This window comes from candidate division WOR-3 bacterium (assembly GCA_039801725.1).
Classification (GTDB): Bacteria; Hydrothermota; Tepidihabitantia; order Tepidihabitantales; family DTDR01; genus DTDR01.
On the sequence record JBDRVE010000028.1, the window covers coordinates 1 to 18,127 of the forward strand.

At 31.2% G+C, this 18,127-nt stretch carries 18 protein-coding genes; 12 read left to right on the forward strand and 6 right to left on the reverse strand.

The features are described 5' to 3' along the window. Window positions 1–528: phosphopyruvate hydratase (gene eno / locus ABIK75_06255; protein MEO0090683.1), on the forward strand; the 528-nt coding region annotated here is incomplete at its 5' end. 10 nt (window positions 529–538) lie between these two features. Continuing rightward, the gene (locus ABIK75_06260; protein ID MEO0090684.1) at window positions 539–739 is read left to right on the forward strand and encodes a hypothetical protein; all 201 of its coding nucleotides are present in this window, start codon (window positions 539–541) and stop codon (window positions 737–739) included. An 11-nt stretch (window positions 740–750) separates the two neighbouring features. Here the strand turns inward: ABIK75_06260 and ABIK75_06265 are convergent, their stop codons facing one another. Genes ABIK75_06265 through folP form a run of 3 tightly spaced genes read right to left on the reverse strand, consistent with a single transcriptional unit; the run spans window position 751 to window position 5,391 of the window. Then, a complete protein-coding gene (locus tag ABIK75_06265; protein MEO0090685.1) occupies window positions 751–3,438 on the reverse strand; it encodes a DUF2723 domain-containing protein in 2,688 nt (895 codons plus the stop codon). Continuing rightward, the gene (cdaA, locus tag ABIK75_06270) at window positions 3,435–4,202 is read right to left on the reverse strand and encodes a diadenylate cyclase CdaA (GenBank protein MEO0090686.1); all 768 of its coding nucleotides are present in this window, start codon (window positions 4,200–4,202) and stop codon (window positions 3,435–3,437) included. The genes ABIK75_06265 and cdaA overlap by 4 nt, the downstream gene beginning before the upstream one ends. Then, on the reverse strand, window positions 4,192–5,391 hold the full coding sequence (folP, locus tag ABIK75_06275; GenBank protein ID MEO0090687.1) for a dihydropteroate synthase: 1,200 nt from the start codon (window positions 5,389–5,391) through the stop codon (window positions 4,192–4,194). Before folP ends, cdaA begins: the two co-directional genes overlap by 11 nt. An 82-nt stretch (window positions 5,392–5,473) precedes the next feature. Here folP and ABIK75_06280 point away from each other — a divergent pair, with 82 nt between their 5' ends. The 10 genes from ABIK75_06280 (at window position 5,474) to thpR (ending at window position 15,532) form a co-directional block, all read left to right on the forward strand. Further along, on the forward strand, window positions 5,474–5,737 hold the full coding sequence (locus ABIK75_06280; GenBank protein ID MEO0090688.1) for a glutaredoxin family protein: 264 nt from the start codon (window positions 5,474–5,476) through the stop codon (window positions 5,735–5,737). A 1-nt stretch (window position 5,738) separates the two neighbouring features. After that, window positions 5,739–6,227, forward strand: coding sequence for a ferredoxin-thioredoxin reductase catalytic domain-containing protein (locus tag ABIK75_06285; GenBank protein MEO0090689.1), 489 nt, complete (start codon window positions 5,739–5,741; stop codon window positions 6,225–6,227). A 309-nt stretch (window positions 6,228–6,536) separates the two neighbouring features. Further along, window positions 6,537–8,306, forward strand: a complete 1,770-nt coding sequence (locus tag ABIK75_06290; protein MEO0090690.1) for an ABC transporter ATP-binding protein — start codon at window positions 6,537–6,539, stop codon at window positions 8,304–8,306. Beyond that, window positions 8,299–10,062, forward strand: a complete 1,764-nt coding sequence (locus ABIK75_06295) for an ABC transporter ATP-binding protein (protein MEO0090691.1) — start codon at window positions 8,299–8,301, stop codon at window positions 10,060–10,062. Before ABIK75_06290 ends, ABIK75_06295 begins: the two co-directional genes overlap by 8 nt. 42 nt (window positions 10,063–10,104) lie before the next feature. Beyond that, the gene (locus ABIK75_06300) at window positions 10,105–10,824 is read left to right on the forward strand and encodes a pyridoxine 5'-phosphate synthase (GenBank protein ID MEO0090692.1); all 720 of its coding nucleotides are present in this window, start codon (window positions 10,105–10,107) and stop codon (window positions 10,822–10,824) included. After that, window positions 10,821–12,428 (forward strand): protein translocase subunit SecD, encoded by a 1,608-nt coding sequence (gene secD / locus ABIK75_06305; GenBank protein ID MEO0090693.1) that lies wholly within the window; start codon window positions 10,821–10,823, stop codon window positions 12,426–12,428. The genes ABIK75_06300 and secD overlap by 4 nt, the downstream gene beginning before the upstream one ends. After that, window positions 12,425–13,327, forward strand: coding sequence for a protein translocase subunit SecF (gene secF, locus ABIK75_06310; GenBank protein MEO0090694.1), 903 nt, complete (start codon window positions 12,425–12,427; stop codon window positions 13,325–13,327). The genes secD and secF overlap by 4 nt, the downstream gene beginning before the upstream one ends. Window positions 13,328–13,330: 3 nt before the next feature. Continuing rightward, window positions 13,331–13,780 carry a phosphatidylglycerophosphatase A gene (locus ABIK75_06315; GenBank protein ID MEO0090695.1) on the forward strand — a complete coding sequence of 150 codons (450 nt, stop codon included), beginning with the start codon at window positions 13,331–13,333 and terminating at the stop codon, window positions 13,778–13,780. Then, window positions 13,762–14,985, forward strand: a complete 1,224-nt coding sequence (locus ABIK75_06320) for a competence/damage-inducible protein A (GenBank protein ID MEO0090696.1) — start codon at window positions 13,762–13,764, stop codon at window positions 14,983–14,985. Before ABIK75_06315 ends, ABIK75_06320 begins: the two co-directional genes overlap by 19 nt. Further along, window positions 14,978–15,532: an RNA 2',3'-cyclic phosphodiesterase gene (gene thpR / locus ABIK75_06325; protein MEO0090697.1), complete on the forward strand. Its 555-nt coding sequence runs from the start codon at window positions 14,978–14,980 to the stop codon at window positions 15,530–15,532. The genes ABIK75_06320 and thpR overlap by 8 nt, the downstream gene beginning before the upstream one ends. Before the next feature lie 10 nt (window positions 15,533–15,542). Here thpR and ABIK75_06330 read toward each other — a convergent pair whose 3' ends face one another. From ABIK75_06330 to ABIK75_06340, 3 genes are all read right to left on the reverse strand, one after another. Further along, a complete protein-coding gene (locus tag ABIK75_06330) occupies window positions 15,543–15,944 on the reverse strand; it encodes a cobalamin B12-binding domain-containing protein (protein ID MEO0090698.1) in 402 nt (133 codons plus the stop codon). A 13-nt stretch (window positions 15,945–15,957) separates the two neighbouring features. Next, window positions 15,958–17,571: a methylmalonyl-CoA mutase family protein gene (locus ABIK75_06335; GenBank protein MEO0090699.1), complete on the reverse strand. Its 1,614-nt coding sequence runs from the start codon at window positions 17,569–17,571 to the stop codon at window positions 15,958–15,960. 46 nt (window positions 17,572–17,617) lie between these two features. Further along, on the reverse strand, window positions 17,618–18,127 hold a 510-nt coding region (locus ABIK75_06340), incomplete at its 5' end, for a methylmalonyl Co-A mutase-associated GTPase MeaB (GenBank protein MEO0090700.1).

The window sequence follows — 18,127 nt, forward strand, 5'->3', positions numbered from 1 at the left end:
GCAATTGATGCGGCTGCCAGCAATTTTTATTATCCAGAAGAAAAAATTTATCTTCTAAAATTAGAAGAGAAAAAATTGACAAGTGAGGAATTGATTAATTATTACGAAAGTTGGATAGATAATTATCCAATAATTTCTATTGAAGATGGGCTTGCCGAAGAAGATTGGGATGGCTGGCAGAAACTTACCCAAAGGTTAAAAGAAAAGATTCAATTGGTTGGTGATGATATTTTTGTTACTAATATTGAAAGATTAAAAAAAGGGATAGAAAAAAAAGTTGCTAATTGTGTATTGATAAAACCCAATCAAATTGGCACTTTAACCGAAACAATTGAATGTATCAATTTTGCTAAAGAAAATGGTTATAAAGTGATGATTTCCCATCGTTCAGGAGAAACGGAAGATAGTTTTATTGCTGATTTGGCAGTAGCCACGAATGCCGGTCAGATAAAAGCCGGGGCACCGCAACGGGGGGAAAGAGTCGCTAAATATAATCAACTTTTAAGAATTGAAGAAGAAATACTTTAAATATTTTTTTTTGTTCTTTATCTTATTTCTTTTCTCTTGGCTTTTACCTGGACCAAATGGTTTTATTCAATATATCAAAAGAGAAAAAGAAACACAAAAATTGGAAAAAGAAATTCTTTATTTGAAAATTGAATTAGCAGTTAAAAAATTAAAGGGAAAAATAATGGAAGATTCTATTAAGAATTTATTGGATTTATTAAAGAATTATTAATTTACTATTTTTTACCTTTCTAATTCTTTCAGCAATCGTTGAGCAACTGTGTCGTTTGGATTTTTAAATAACCATTCTCTTAAAATATTCATTGCTTTAAAAGTATCGTTTAAAGTGTAAAGATAAAATTGGTATAAAGTTTGTACTGGTTCTGGTCTCATTGGCGCTATCTCTTTTGCTTTCAGATAAGATTCTTCAGCCTTTTTTAATTCATTTAAAGATTGGTAGATTAAACCTTTTTGAAGTAAAAGTTGCACATCTTTAACACCAGATTTTTCAACCGAATCTAAATAAATAAGTGCCTTTTGATAATTTTGAGCATGAATATTAAAGAGACTGAGATTATAGAACAAGATTGCTTTTTTATCAGGATCTAGTTCGAATTCTCTTGCTTTTTCTAAAATTTCTGTTGCTCTATTTATTTCTTTTCTTTTATAATATTCCTGAGCCAGTTGAACATAGAGGGCAACATAGTTAAGAAGAAGTCCACGAGTGTTTTCATCTTTTTTCACTTTTGGATCAAGCATACTTTTCATTTTATATCTCTTAAACAAAAATTCTTCGGTTTTTTCAATGTCTATCTGATTATCACCTGAATCAGCCGTGACTAATTGAACAAGTCCTTTCAAAACTAAGAAAGGCTCCACATCATAAAGATTATCTTTAGAAACAGTAGTAGCAAAATATATTTCGCAACCAGTTAAATTTTTATAATTTTTTAATACCTTCTGACGAAATTCGTGAGGTGATACTAAATAATCATCCGGATATTTTAATTTTATTCCCGAATTTGTTGCTAACATATCTCGGATAATAATATCTTTTAAAAGATAAACCCTACCATCTTTACCATACATTCCTTGTGGTAATCTATCAATTTCTTCTTCGGTAAAAGAAATTGGTGCTCCCCATTTTTTAAGTTGTTTACAATACCAGTTAGTGTTTAATAAAGAAAGGTTAGCAACCGCAACATTTCTTTTAAAAGGCACTTTGTAATTATTTACTTCTGACGGTGTCTCCTGAACGAACCATAAAGGAAAGGTATCATTATCACCATTAGTAAAAACTACTGCCTTCTCTCCTTCGCAAGAAATAAGCATATTATAACCATATTCCGCTGGTATCATATTTCCCCTTCTGGTTACTTGTGGATAATTAAAAGCGACGGGTAAGAAAGCGATTAAAGTAATAACAGCAGTAGTTGAATAGAAAGGAATTTTCTTTAATTTAACTTTTGTTAATAGATAATTTAAAAAATAATAAGTCCCCATACCCACAAAGATGGTGAAGAAAACATAGGAAAAGGCAAAGAAATAATCTCTCTCTCTTACTTCTCTAAATTTCAAATGCTCTCTTGGATCCGATGGTGAATATTTAAGATTAAGATAGGTTATTAAACCTAAAGAAGCAATTAAAAAAGAGAAGAAGATAAGTAAAAAGGACTTTTTTTCATTTTTATAATGCTCAACCATTCCCCAAATTCCTAAAATCGGAAAGATAAGACCAATAATTGCCGGTAATTTTATACCTAAAAAGATGTCGAAATTTTCTCTTCCTGCCCATTGCCAGAAGAAATAACGAATATAGAATTTTATTTGTTCAAAATAAGCAGGGATTACTCCCAAATAAGGAACCGAATTGGGATAGGCACGCCATTCATCTTCGGTTAAAAATTGGGTTTTTCTCGGCAGAAGTCTCATTGGATCATATTGTTCTCTTTTTAAGACACTAACAAAATCCCGCCATTTCGCTGGTGCCACTTCATTAATTGCCGGCTCTAACCTTGCTCTTACCATTAAGAAAAGTTGAATAGAAGATGCCAGAGCAATTAAAAAAAGTCCTAATAAAACATATTCTAATTTCAATCTTTTCTTTTCATAAAGATAATAAAGATAAATACCATATAAAATAATTAAAATAAAGAACCAAATCCCTCTTTCTTTATATAAATCAATAACCGCTACTAAGGGAGATGCCAGAAATAAAACAAAATAATCAACTAAAACTAAGCCGGAAAGTAAAACAACTAAGAGATAAAGAATAATAAACTCAATAAATCTTAATTCTAATAATGCTTTTCTATTGACAATTAAACCATAAATAAGCAGAGGGATAAAAATCATTACTGGTGTGAAATGGATTCCAGCAGATAAAAAGAGAAGGAAGATACTTGCCAAAACATATCTATTATCCTCTTCGCCACTTTCTAATTTTTCTCGCCACAAAATTGCTAAATAAATAACCAATAAAGCAACAATAACACAAGGAGTATAAACTTCGGTTTCTACCGAATTATCCCAAAAGGAATAGGCAAAACCTAAAGCCAAACCACCAATAATACCAGCAAAATGAGGTAAAAAAGGAAAATTTTCATTAAAATTTTTAAAGTCTTTTTGTAAAGAAAGTAATTTAACGATTAAAAGATAAACAAAACCGCAAGATAAAGCACCCAATAGCGCAGTAAAGAAGTTTGTTCGATAAGCAGCCTCTTTGCTTATTGGAATCATCATAAAAATTCTTCCTAAATTTACATATAAAGGAGTTCCTGGTGGATGCGGTATTCCCAAGATATAAGAAACGGCTATTAATTCACTACAGTCCCAAAAAGAAGCGGTTGGTGCTAAAGAATATAAATAAACGGAAAAAACAATTAAAGTTACTAAAAAGAAAAATAATATTTTTACCTTTTTATCTTTCATTTTCTCTCCTCCCTAATTAAAATTTTATCCAATTCTTGCCTCAATTCAAGTAATGAGATATCATATTTGATACTCCCTTTATAGGCTAGAGAAATTTTGGAGTAAGTTTCTGAGACAATAATCGCGCAGGCATCGGTAATTTCGGTAATGCCAATTCCTGCCCGATGGCGCATACCAAAAAAAGGCGAAAATCTATTCTCACTTAATGGTAAAGCCACACCACAGGCAGCAATTTGATCTCCAGAAATTATACAGGCACCGTCATGTAATGGTGAATCTGGTGAAAAGATAGAAACTAAAAGAGGCGAAGAAACTTTTGCAAGTATTAATGTTCCACTTTCAATATATTCTTTTAAACCAATCTCTCTTTCTAAAACAATTAAAGCCCCCCATTTTTTCTCTTTTATCTCTTTTATTGCTCTTATTATTTCATTAATTACTTCTTTACTTTCTTCTTCGGACTTGACTAAGAAACTGAAAATTTTATAACGACCAATCCTTGCCAAAGCATTTCTTATTTCCGGTTGAAAGAGAATAACAAATAAAATTATCCAAACCGCTTTTAATGAATGGATTATCAAACCTAAAGCTTTTAACTGTAAAATTTGGGCAACATAAGACACCACAAAAATAAAAATTAGAGCATATACCATTTTTAATGCTCTGCTTCCTTGTAAAAATTTAAGAAAGTAATAGATAAGAATTGCCACCAGGGTAATATCCAAAATATCAACAATAGTTGGTTTGAAAATCTTAAGAACCATTTTTCATTATCGCCTCACAAACTTTAATCGCTTCTCTTGTTGCTTTTACATCATGAACTCTTAAAATATTAACATTTTTTAATGCTAATAATACTGCACAACCAAGAGAACCATAGAGTCGCTCTTGTGGTTTGTCATAATTTAAAATTTTACCAATAAAACTTTTTCGCGAATGACCAACCAATATTGGTTGATTTAAAGTTTTAAACTCTTCTAATCTTCGAATAATCTCCAAATTATGCTCCAAAAGTTTACCAAAACCAATCCCTGGGTCAATAATTATTTTCTCTCTTTTTATCCCTTTATTTATTGCGTAGGCTATTCTCTCTTTTAGATAATCATAAATCTCCTGTATCACATCCTTATAATGCACTCTTTTCTGCATCGTTTTTGGCTTTCCTTTAATATGCATAATCACACAATAGGCATTATATTGAGCAATTATCTCAGCCATTTTTTTATCAAATTGAAGACCAGAAATATCGTTTACTATTTCACAACCTTCATTCAAACAGATTCTTGCTACTTCACTTTTATAAGTATCAACAGAAATAGGGATACTTATCCTTTTTTTTAACTCTTTAAGTACTGGCAGTATTCTATTTAATTCTTCTTTTAAGGGTATTGGCTCACTACCGGGCCGAGTGGATTCACCACCAATGTCAATTATGTCGGCTCCTTCGGCAGCCATTTTTACTGCGTAATCAACCGCCTCTTTTACATCTCTAAATCTGCCACCATCATAAAAAGAATCGGGGGTTAAATTTAATATCCCCATTATCAAAACCCTATCTTTCAAATTATAAACCCTATTTCTAAATTTAAGAACAAAATTATCTTTTTTTTCGTAACTTTTTAAAAAACCTTCTAGAGTTTCTTTTAAATCCCTTAAAAATTCTGGTTGATAAGCAAGTTTCTCACAAATTTTTTCCAAACCTCTTATTGTGGCGATCAAAATTGCGTCTGCCTGTTTTTTTCTACCAGAAATCATTTTTCGATGAATAGCACAATCGCTATCACAAGTTAAAGCAACTTGTTTTAAAATATTACAACTTGCCTGACTAAGAGATTCCAATTTTAAAGCAATTAATTTACTTTTTTTTAAAAATATTGGAATTGCCTCCGGCGCAACGCCAATTTTCAAAAGTTCTTTTTTCAAATCGCTATCATTTAAAGCCAAAAGACGCATAGGTTTATTATAATTTAATAATCATAAATGTCAATTATATTTATTTTTTTGATTTTTCTCTTTTCTTTTGGTATAATCAATTATGGCCGATAAAAATAAGAAAAAAGTAATTTTATATGCTTTAAGCACTTGTGTTTGGTGTCGAAAAACGAAAAATCTTCTCAGCCAGTTGAAAATTGACTATCAATGCTTTGATGTCGATTTGTTAAAAAGCGAAGAAAAAGAAAAAGTAATTAGTGAAATGAAAAAATATAATCCCCAATTATCTTTTCCTACCTTGGTGATTGACGAAGATTTAGTAATCATTGGTTATGATGAAGAAAAAATAAAAAAAGAATTAACTTAAAATGATTGACCAAAAATTGATTAATTATTGGTATGAAAAACTGAAAAAAGAAGCCGAAGAAAGTGGTTACTTTTTAAATCCTGATGAAGAATTTACAAAAAATTTAATTGAAGGATTACTTATTAATCAAGAGAGATACGGCTATTTTGCTTGTCCTTGTCGATTGGCAAGTGGTGATAAAGAAAAAGATTTGGATATTATCTGCCCCTGTGATTATCGGGATCAAGATATAAATGAATACGGCAACTGCTACTGTGGGTTATACGTTTCCTATGATATCTATACCGGAAAGAAACAGGTAAAAACAATTCCTGAAAGAAGAGGAAAAAGAAAGGAAATAAAATCGAGCGAAGGAAAAATAACCAACTTAAAGTTATCTTTACCAGTGTGGCGGTGTAAAGTTTGTGGCTATCTTTGTGCTCGAGAAGAACCACCCGAAATCTGTCCAATTTGTAAAGCAAGAAAAGAAAGATTTGAAAGATTTATCTAATAATTTAAAAAATTTGTCCTTAGTTAAGAGACATTAAATAGTAATAATCAAGAGCATAATAATCTAAAATAATAACAAAAAATTATCAAAAATTCTCCTTTAAATAAATTAATCTTCAAGATTTAAGTTTTTTTGAAGAATTTAGATTGTTCATCCAGAACCAAAGGTTGTTTTGAATATAATAAATATTATTAAGAACCTTATTAAGTAATTTTAAGAAAATACTTATCTTATTAATTTAGTAAATATGCTTTAACACATTTACTCTAATTCCTTGACCTATTCTTTTTTTTAGTTATAATTTTTGTTATGCATTTTCATTTGCCAGTGGGTGAAGAAGAGATAGAAAAAAGTAAGTTTGATATCAAGATTTTAAAATTTATTTTTCCTTATTTTAAAAAGCATCTTCCTTTATTTTTTCTTGTTAATATTTTGTTGCTTTTAGGCACCGGCATAATGGTTATTTCGCCAATTCTTTTAAAAAGAATCATTGATGTTAATATTCCTAATAAGGATTTTCGTGGTCTTCTCTTTACCGTTTTGATTTATGGAGTATTAGCAGCAGTATCTTATTTTATCAACTTTACTCAAAGAGTCCAAATTACTAAACTCGGTGAAAAAATTGCTTCTCAAATCAAAAGGGATATATTTTCCCATCTACTTTTCTCACCAATAACTTTTTTTGATAAAACACCCGTTGGAAAAATTATCACCAGAAATGAATCCGATGTAGAATCCTTAAAAATGCTTTTCACTTCTACGGCAGTTACCCTTTTTCAGGATTTGGTATTTTTAATTGGTATTTCAGTCGTGATGATCATTGTTAGCCCTCTCTTGTATTTGATTTTATTTATTCTCTTTCCCCTATTTTTTATTGCTTTTTATCTTTTTTCTCAAAAAATTAGACCAATTTATTTGGCAATCAGAAGAAAAGTCAGCGAGATAAATAATTTAATATCCGAAACCATGCAAGGACTTTTTATTATTCAGGTATTTCGAAGAGAAGATTATTTTAAAAACAAAATGGATAGTTTTGGAAAAGAAAAGTTTGATTTGGAAGTTAAAGGAATGGGTTATTGGTATCGGCTTTGGTTTTTTGTTGATTTTGGTGAAGTTTTGGCAATCACTTTGGTATTATTTTTTGGTTCGCTTCTTGCGTTAAAAGGGAAAACAACGATTGGAACATTGGTTTTATTTTTTTCTTATATTATCCGCCTTTTCCAACCGTTAAGAGGGTTATCAGATTTATTAAATGTTTTTCAAAGAGCAATTGCTGCCGGCGAAAGAATTTTTACCTTAAAGAAAATGGAAAGAGAAGAAGAGGTTTATCTAAAAGAAATGCCTAAAAAATTAGAAAAATCTATTCGATTTGTAAATGTGAATTTTTCTTATGTAGCTGATGTACCGGTGTTACATAATATCAATTTTGAAATAAAAAAAGGCGAAAAAGTTGCTTTAGTGGGCGAGACCGGTAGCGGTAAGACAACAATTATTTCTTTACTTTTAGGTTTTTATCAACCGACTAACGGCGAGATTTTTATTGACGACCTTCCCTATTCCCAAATTCCCAAATCTTGGATTAGAAAATTGATCAGTTATGTGCCCCAAGAGATTATTCTTTTCCCTGGTTCAGTACTAGATAATTTAAGACTTTTTAACGAAGAGATAGACGAAGAGAAAGTTATTGAAGCAACCAAAAGGGTAAAGATCTACGAAAGGATAAAGGAGTTTCCGGAAGGGTTTAACACCAATATCTTAGAAAGGGGAATAAATCTATCGTTAGGAGAAAGGCAGTTATTATCTTTTGCTCGGGCAATGGTCTTTGAACCGGAAATAATCATTTTAGACGAAGCAACCTCTTCGGTTGACCCTTATACGGAACTTTTAATCCAAGAAGGACTTTTTGAACTATGGAAAGGGAAAACCGCAATCGTTATTGCCCATCGTTTGTCAACCGTAAAAAAAGTTGAGCGAATTATTGTCATCCATAAGGGAAGAATTGTAGAAGAAGGAAATCATGAAGAATTATTAAAAAAAGAAGGTTATTATTATAAACTTTACCAACTCCAATATGTTTGATAAATTATTAAAACCAGTACTGCCTAAAAAAGTAAAAGAATTCTGGGAAAAAAATTTCTTATTTTTTATCTTTCTTCTGATTGTCACCCTTTTGGCAACTAGTGCTTCTTTAAGTTTTCCCATTCTTTTACGTTACATTATTGATGGTATCCAAAAGAGATTAGAAAGCAAACTAATTTTAAGATATTTAATCTTACTTTTTAGTTTTGGTCTCTTACGTTCCTTTCTCACTTCCATTTTACCTTTTTTAAGAGGAAGGATAAACGAAAAATTTGGTTACCAAATGAGAAATTGGCTATATGGTAGTTTATTAAAAAAGGGCCAATCCTTTTTAAATAAATTTCCTTCTGGTGATGTAATTGAAAGACTATCAGAAGATTTAAATGATTATCAATGGTTTAGTTGTTCGGGAATCTTTCGACCTTTTGAGGGCATTTTCACAATCACCATTGCCTTAATCATTTTATTAAAAATGAATGCTTTATTAACAGTAATCGCCTTGATTCCCATTCTTCTTGCTTTTTTTGTTTGGTATAAACTTGGTCCCACTTTTACCAAAACATATTTTGCTTGGCGGGAAAAGATTTCTTTAACCTACAATTTCTTCCAATCGACATTTTTTGGAATAAAAATTGTGAAAAGTTATCTAATGGCTGAAAGACTAATTAAAAAATTAAACGAACTTTTAAAAGAAAGAATTGCCCAAGCAGTTAAAGTTGCCAAGTTAGAAGCTCAGTTGGGAATTTTCTATACTGCTATTGCCGAAAGTTCAATTTTAATTATCTTCCTCCTTGGTGGTTATTTGGTGATAAAAGAAAAAATAACGATTGGTCAATTTGTTGCTTTTAATTCTTATATTCTAATGCTTTTAACTCCAATGTTTGATATCTCCAACTTTTTCATTGCTGGTCGTAGAGCAGTGGCCTGTGAAGAGAGAATTTTAAATTTAGAAAGGTTTCCACCGGATATTGAAGATAAAAAGGAAGCAAAAGAAATAAAAGATTTCTCAGAAATTATTTTAGAAAATATTAATTTTTCTTACAATAATGAGCCGATTTTAGATAATATTAATCTAGTTATTAAAAAAGGCGAAAAAATCGGCATCGCCGGCACAGTAGGCAGTGGTAAAACTACCTTTATCAAAATTTTGTTAAAACTTTTAAAACCAAATAAAGGAAAAATCTGGGTAAAAGAAAATAATAATATTTATGATTACGAAGATTTAAAAAGTGGTAGTTTGAGAAAACTTTTTTCATATGTGCCGCAGGATTCTTTTATCTTCTCCGACACAATTTATAACAATCTTTCTTTGGGTAAAGACCTAAAACCAGAGGAATTAGATTACTTTATAAAATTAGTAAATTTTGAAGAAGAATTAAAAGAAATGAGAGATGGAATAAAAGAACTGGTTGGTGAAAGAGGTACAGGTTTATCCGGTGGTCAGAAGCAGAAACTCTCTTTGCTCCGAGCATTGTTGGAAAAGAGACCAATTTTAATTTTAGACGATGCTACTTCTAACTTAGATAGTGAAACTGAATTAAAAATTATTAACAGAATTATTAACGAATTTAAAGATTTAACGATTATTATCGTTTCCCATCGTTTATCTACTTTTGCCAATTGTGAAAAGATCTATGTTTTTGATAATGGAAAGATTGTTGAGGAAGGCAAACATGAAGAACTTCTATTGAAAGAAGGGGTATATTATCAACTTTATAAAAAACAGCTATTAAAAGAAGAAATCGCTAAGATTTGATTTTTATTGATTTTTTAAAAAACTTTATTATTCTTATAATTTATGAAAAAATTATCAGTTAATTTAGACCATATTGCCACTTTAAGAGAAGCAAGAAAAGAAAATTTTCCGGATCCTGTTCAGGCAGCCATTCTTTGTGAGATTGGTGGTGCTGATGGAATTACCGTCCATTTAAGACAAGACCGAAGACACATCAAAGAGCGTGATTTAGAACTGTTAAGAAAAACTATCAAAACCGAACTCAATTTGGAAATGGCACCAACTGAAGAGATGGTAAATATTGCTTTAACTTATAAACCCGATTGGGTAACTTTGGTACCGGAATCACCAGAAGAAGTAACTACCCGAGGTGGTTTAGATTTATTAAAAACCTATCTGGTAGTAAAAGAAATAACAAATAAACTAAGAGATGCGGGAATTAAAGTAAGTATCTTCATTGAGGCCGACAAGCGCCAGATTGAAAAAGCAAAAGAGTTAAACGCCTGTGCCATTGAAATAAATACTGATTTATATACCAAAGATATCAAAAACCGCGAGAAATATTTAAAAGAGATAAAAGAAGCTAGTGAATATGCATTTTCCCTATCTCTTAATGTTCACGCTGGTCACGGATTAAATTATCATAATATTATACCTCTTTTAAAAATAAAAGAGATTGAAGAATTTGCGATTGGTTTTGCGATTATTGCCCGAGCAGTATATGTGGGGTTAAAAGAGGCCGTTTATGAAATGAAAAGATTAATAATCGAAGGAGAAAAATGAAAAATATAAGATGGAAAATAATTTTTATTGCTATTTTGTTTATTTTAGCATTATATTCCCTTTATCCTACTTATCGGTTTTATTTTGTTATTCCCAAAGAATTAGAAAAATTAAATAACCAGTTAAAAACTGCCAAAACCTATGCGGAATCTACCAGTATCCAAAACCAGTTAATTGAACTTAAAAAAGAACAGATAAGAATTCATAAAAAGTCAATCCATTTAGGATTAGATTTGGTTGGTGGCATGCATCTTCTTTTGGAAGTTGATAAAAGCAAACTTTCACCGGCCGAAGCAAATGAAGCCGTTGATCGGGCATTAGAAGTGATTAGAAATAGAATTGACCAGTTTGGTGTTTTTGAGCCAATTATTCAAAAAACCAGTGAAGGAAGAATACTCATCCAATTACCCGGAGTCGACCGGGAAAGGGCAAAATCTTTAATTGGTCAAACTGCTCAATTAGAGTTTAGTTTGGTTGCTGAACCTAATGTTGCCTTCGACATATTTAAAAAAATTGATGAGCATTACAAAAATTTGAATCCCGCTGATACTTTAATAAAATTTTCTGATAAGATTTTTGAAATTGAACCAAGTGATTTTGGTTGTGCAGAAGAAGACTTACCTTGGGTAGAAAATGTTATTAATTCTTTAGATACTACTATCCTTGGTGAATGGCAAATTCTTTTTGGACCATTGGAGCCTTATCAGGGAAAAATGATTAGAAGGGTATATGTAATAAAAAAGGAACCAGAATTAACCGGTGCAGCAGTCGCCAGCGCAGAAATTCATCCTTATAGTGGTCCAGAAGCCGGTTTAGCCAATACCTGGGTGGTAGGCTTAAAACTAAAAAAACAAGATGCCAAAAAATTTGCTTCCATTACTGGTAGAAATATTGGCAGAAGATTAGCAATTATTCTTGATAAAACCGTAAGAAGTGCACCGGTTATCAAAGAAAGAATACCTTCTGGTGAAGCAATGATTACTACTGGTGAAATCAATCCGGATAAGGCAAAAGAGATAGCTATTGTCATTAAATCTGGTGCCTTACCTGCGCCAGTAATTATCAGCGAAGAAAGATCAGTAGGACCCACTTTGGGGCAAGATGCGATTAATAAAGGTATAAAAGTAATTATCTTTTCAGCAATTATTGTTTTTCTTTTTATGATAATTTATTATAATCTTTCCGGTTTGATTGCCGATATTGCGCTATTCCTTAATATCTTTTTCTTATTAGCATTATTAGCCAGTTTACGAGCAACATTAACTTTACCAGGGATTGCCGGTATCGCTTTAACAATTGGCATGAGTGTTGACGCCAATATTCTTATTTTTGAAAGAATAAGAGAAGAATTAAGAAGTGGTAAAACTCCTTTAACGGCGGTTGATACCGGTTTCAAGCGAGCAACTATTACAATAATTGATGCTAATATCACCACTATTATTACCGGTATTGTTCTTTACTGGCTGGGAACCGGTCCAATTCGTGGTTTCGCAACAACGTTAATTATTGGTCTTTTAGTCAATCTCTTTACCGCCATTTTTGTTGCCCGAATATTTTTTGAACTGATATTAAATCAATTTCAATTTAAGAGGTTGCCAATATGATTCAACTATTTAAAAAAACCAATATCAATTTTTTAAATAAAAGAAAATTTTTCTATTTTCTTTCTCTTGCGGGAATAGTTATCTCGCTTATTTCTTTGATAGTTATTGGACCAAGATACGGTGTTGACTTTACTGGTGGTTCTCTCTATACTGTTCGTTTTGCTAAACCAGTAAATATTGAAGATATTAGGAACACTTTAAAAGAATTAAATATTCGCAATCCGACTATTCAACGTTCTTTAGAAGGGTATGATTATCTAATCAAAATTGATTTAAAAGAACTTCCCTATGCTGGTGGTTTTTCAAGTCAATTTATTTCTCAATTAAGTGAAAAAATTCCTGACAGTAATCCGGAAATTTTAAAAGAAGAAATTGTTGGACCAAGGGTCAGTAAAGAATTACAAAGAGTTACTTTGATTGCCTTAATTATCGGTATTTTTGGAATTCTTATCTATGTTTCTTTTCGTTTCAACTTTCGATTTGGTACGGCTGCCATTTTGGCTTTAATTCACGACGCAATTATTTCTATCGGTTTTACAATTATCACCAGAACAACAATTAACATTCCAATAGTCGCTGCCTTATTAACAATCATTGGTTACTCTGTTAACGATTCAATCGTTGTTTCTGATCGAGTAAGAGAAAATTTGAAAAAAATGAGGAAAGAATATTTTGAAGATATTGCTAACATAAGTGTTAACGAAACCCTTTCTCGAACAGTCCTTACCGCTTTAACTACTCTTTTTGTCAGTCTTCTTATTTGGTTTTTAGGTACGGCTGACATTAAAGATTTCGGTAAAGTACTCTCCATTGGAATAATTACCGGTACCTATTCTTCCATATTTATTGTTACCGCTTTAGTAGTTGATTGGGAGAAAAAATATCCTTCGCGAAGATAAAACTTGGATTTTATAAAAAAAATGTTTGCTTCTACTTTTTTTCTTGGATTCTTACCTGGTGCCCCTGCTACTTATGCTTCTTTTTTTGCCTTAGTTTTTCCTTTTCTTATTAAAAATTCTTATTTATATATCTTATTTTTTGTTGGTTATTTTTTTCTGAGCGTATTTATCATAAATGAATTGGAAAAAGAATGGGGAAAAGATAACAAAAAAATTACCGCCGACGAAGTATTAGGAATATTAACAACTTTCTTTTTTCTGCCAATAAATTTTAAAATCCTTCTTTTAGGATTCTTCTTATTTCGTTTTTACGACATTTTTAAATTTTCTTTTATAAGAAAAATAGAAAAAATTTCTGGTGGTTTAGGAGTTATTTTGGATGATATCTTAGCAGGAATTTTAGCACACATTAGTTTAAGAGTTATATTATTTTTATGGCCTCAGTTCAAATAATTATCACTGGTTCCGAAATCCTTAGCGGAAAGGTGATTGAAAGAAATTCTTATCAGATTTTAAAAAGTTTAACGAAAATTGGCTTTCAGATTGAAAAAATTTCTTTTATCAACGATGATGCAGAAAGATTAAAAAAAGAATTAGCAGATGCTCTTTTAACTGCCGATGTGATAATAATTAGTGGCGGTTTGGGACCTACCAAAGATGATATCACCAAAGAAACAGTGGCTAAATATTTTTCTTTAAGAACTTATTTGGATGAGACAATTCTTAACAAAATTGAACGTTATTATCAAAATCTCCAAAAACCAATGCCGGAATTTGCTATTAAACAGGCATTAATACCTAAAAGAGCAATTATTTTAGAAAATCCAATCGGTTTTGCTCCTGGTTTAATTATTAAAAAAGGGAAAAAAGTAGTAATTTTACTTCCGGGTGTCTTTGAAGAGTTAAAAACAATTTTGGAAAATAGTGTAATTCCCTTTTTAGAAGATAGTTTTGATTTAAAACCTCATACTTACAAAATTATAAGAACCATTGGTATTAGTGAATCAGAAATAATGGCAAGAATAGAAGAAATTTGTCGCAAAAAATTTAAAAATATCAAAATTTCTTATTTGCCTTCCTATTTAGGAATAGATATTGAAATTAGTAGCGAAGATAAAAAAGAAGTAAATTTTTGTGAAAAAGAAATAAGTTCGCGGCTTAAAGAATATATTTATGGTTATGAAAATATAACCTTAGAAGAAAAAATTGGTGAAATTTTAAGAAAAAAGAATTTAACCTTGGCAACTGCAGAATCTTGTACTGGTGGACTTTTGGGAAATCGAATCACTGATGTGCCAGGTAGTTCCGATTATTATATTGGTGGAGTTGTTGCCTACAGTAATGAAATAAAAAAATTAATCTGTAAAGTAAAAGAAGAGACTTTAAAAGAATACGGAGCGATAAGCAAAGAGACAGCAATAGAAATGGCGAAAGGAATTAAAAATTATTACCAAGCAGATATTGGTCTTTCGACAACTGGTGTTGCTGGTCCAACAAGCAGTGAAAAAAAACCGGTGGGACTTGTTTATATTGGCCTTGCCTATCAGAAGAAAACAATTGTTGAAGAACATCACTTCTTAGGAACACGAAAGATGATTAAAGAACAAGCAACTCAAATGGCTTTAAATCTATTAAGAAAGATTTTAGAAAGTGAATAAAATTCGTTCGTTTATCGCTTTAGAAGTTCCTGATGAAATTAAAAACGAAGTGTATCAACATATCGAAAATTTTAAAAAAGATAATTTACCAGTAAAATGGGTCGAAAAAGAAAACCTTCATATTACTTTAATCTTCTTAGGAGAACAGGATTTAAATTTTATAAATAAGGTAAAAGAGATTTTAAAAAATGTCAGCAGTAATTTTAAGTCTTTTTATATAAATCTTAACAACTTCGGTTTCTTTCCTAACCCCAAAAAGGCACGGGTGTTTTGGGTTGGTATAAATAAAAATAAAGAGATAATAACTCAAATGGTTGAAAAATTAAACAAGGAACTTAAAAAGATTGGTTTTAAACCGGAAGAGAGAGATTTTTCTCCCCATTTAACAATTGGTCGATTTAAAGCAGTTTTTAATGCTGAAAAATATCTTACTTTAAAATATAAAAGTAAAGATTTTTTAATTGATAAGATTACTTTATTCAAAAGTACCTTAACTTCTACCGGACCAATTTACGAAGTTATTAACAATTACAAACTTTTATCTTAAAATCTAAATATTATTTTTCCTTAAATAGATTATTAATATATTCAACAATTTCGGAAATTTTTGTACCAGGATCAAAGAGTTTGCCAACACCTATTTGGTATAATTTTTCTTTATCTTCATCAGGAATAATACCACCGCCAAAAACGTGAATATTAGTTGCGCCTTTTTCTTTGAGTAATTTCAAGACTTCAGGGAAAATTGTCATATGAGCACCCGAAAGAATACTTAAACCGATTATATCAACATCCTCTTGAATTGCAGTATTCACAATCATTTCCGGTGTTTGGTGCAAACCAGTATAAATAACTTCAAAACCAGCGTCTCTTAAACCTCGAGCAACTACTTTTGCCCCTCGGTCATGTCCATCCAAACCTGGTTTGGCAATTAAAATTTTAATCTTCTTTTTCTCCATCGTTACCTCCTTTTTAAAAGAAGGCTTCTTCTTTATATTCACCAAAAACCTCTTTTAAAGCACCAATAATCTCTCCCAAAGTGCAATAGACGCGGGCACATTCTAAGATGGGATACATTATATTCTCATTGCTTTTTGCTGCCATTTTAAGTTCTTTCAACTTTCTTTCGCAGATAATATTGTCTCGTTCTTTTCTTAACTTTTCTAATCTTTCAACTTGCCTTCTTTCTACTTCTGGATCGATTCTTAATAAAGGAATTTCTATTTTCTCATTTTCCAAGACAAACTCATTAACACCAACGATAATTCTTTTTTTCTCTTCTAGTTCCTTTTGATAACGATAAGCCGCCTCAGCAATTTCTCTTTGTGGGTAACCTGCTTTAATTGCGGCTACCATACCGCCCATCTTTTCTATCTTTTCAAAATAACGATAGGCTTCTTCTTCTAATTTATTTGTTAAATATTCAACAAAATAAGAACCACCTAACGGGTCAATAACGTTGGCTACACCAATCTCATAAGCAAGGATTTGTTGGGTTCTTAAGGCAATTAATACTGCCTTTTCTGTAGGTAATGCCCAAGCCTCATCCATAGAATTGGTATGAAGACTTTGGGTTCCGCCTAACACCGCTGCCAATGCCTCATAAGCAGTTCTAATAATATTATTTTCTGGTTGCTGAGCAGTTAAAGAACAGCCAGCAGTTTGTGTATGAAATCTTAACAAAAGAGATTCTTTTTTCTTCGCACCATATCTATTTTTCATCTCCCTTGCCCATATTCTTCTTGCTGCTCGGAATTTAGCAATTTCTTCAAAAAAATCTAAATGGGCATTAAAAAAGAAAGAAAGACGAGGAGCAAAAGTATCTACATTTAAACCTCTTTTTATTCCTTCTTCGACATAAGTAAAACCATCCATCAAAGTAAAAGCGAGTTCTTGAACCGCTGTCGAACCAGCCTCTCTAATATGGTAGCCGCTTATTGAAATTGTATTCCATTTTGGTACTTCTTTCGAAGCAAATTCCATTATATCAACAATAATTCTTAATGAAGGTTCAGGCGGAAAAATATAAGATTTTTGGGCAATATATTCTTTTAGAATGTCATTCTGAATAGTTCCTCTTAATTTATAAAAAGGTACTCCTTGTTTTTCACCAGTGAGTAAATAAAATGCCCAAATAACTGCTGCTGGACCGTTAATTGTCATTGAGGTGGATACTTCATCTAAAGGAATGCCGTCAAAAAGAATTTCCATATCTCTTAATGAAGAAATCGCCACACCGCAAACACCAACTTCACCTTTTGCCATTGGATCGTCAGAGTCTCTTCCTAATAAGGTGGGATAATCAAAGGCTACTGATAACCCTGTTTCTCCGTGGGATAATAAGAATTTAAATCTTTTATTGGTATCTTCGGCTGTTCCAAATCCAGAAAACTGCCGCATTGTCCAAAATCTTCCCCGATACATTGTGTGTCTTATCCCTCTCGTAAAAGGATATTCTCCCGGAAGACCTAAATCTCTTAAATAATCAAAATTTTTGATATCTAAAGGTGTATAAACTAATTTTAAAGGAATGTCAGAAAGGGTTCTAAATAAAGGTAAAGTACATTGAGGGAGGTCTTTAACCATTTTTTCCCATTCTTCATACGCCTTTTCCAACTCTTCCCATTCTTTATTATTCATACCTTACCTCCTTTATTAATTTCTTAACTCCCTCCTCAATAGTAAGTTTTTTTTCTAAAACTTCTTTTAAAACTTCATCAAACAATCTTTTAACCTTTTCGTTTTGCCAGAAAATTTTTAAAATTTCAGTTTCTAAGTTAGTAATTAATTCTCTTATAATTGCTTTTTTTCTTTTTTCTTCTAAGATGTTATTTTCAATTAAATAATTATAATGATTAATGATCTCTTTTTCAAGTTCTTCAATTCCGTAATTATTGACTGCTTGAGTGAGAATCACCGGTGGTTTCCATTTACTATTTTGATAAGACATTTCTATCAAATTTTTTAATTCATAAAATAAAATATCAGCACCAATTCTATCGGATTTATTGATTACGAAAATATCGCCAATCTCTGTTAGACCGGCTTTTAAAATCTGAATTCCGTCACCTGATTCCGGAACAAAAACAACAATCGTCGTATCTACCAAATTGCTGATTTCTACTTCTACTTGACCAACACC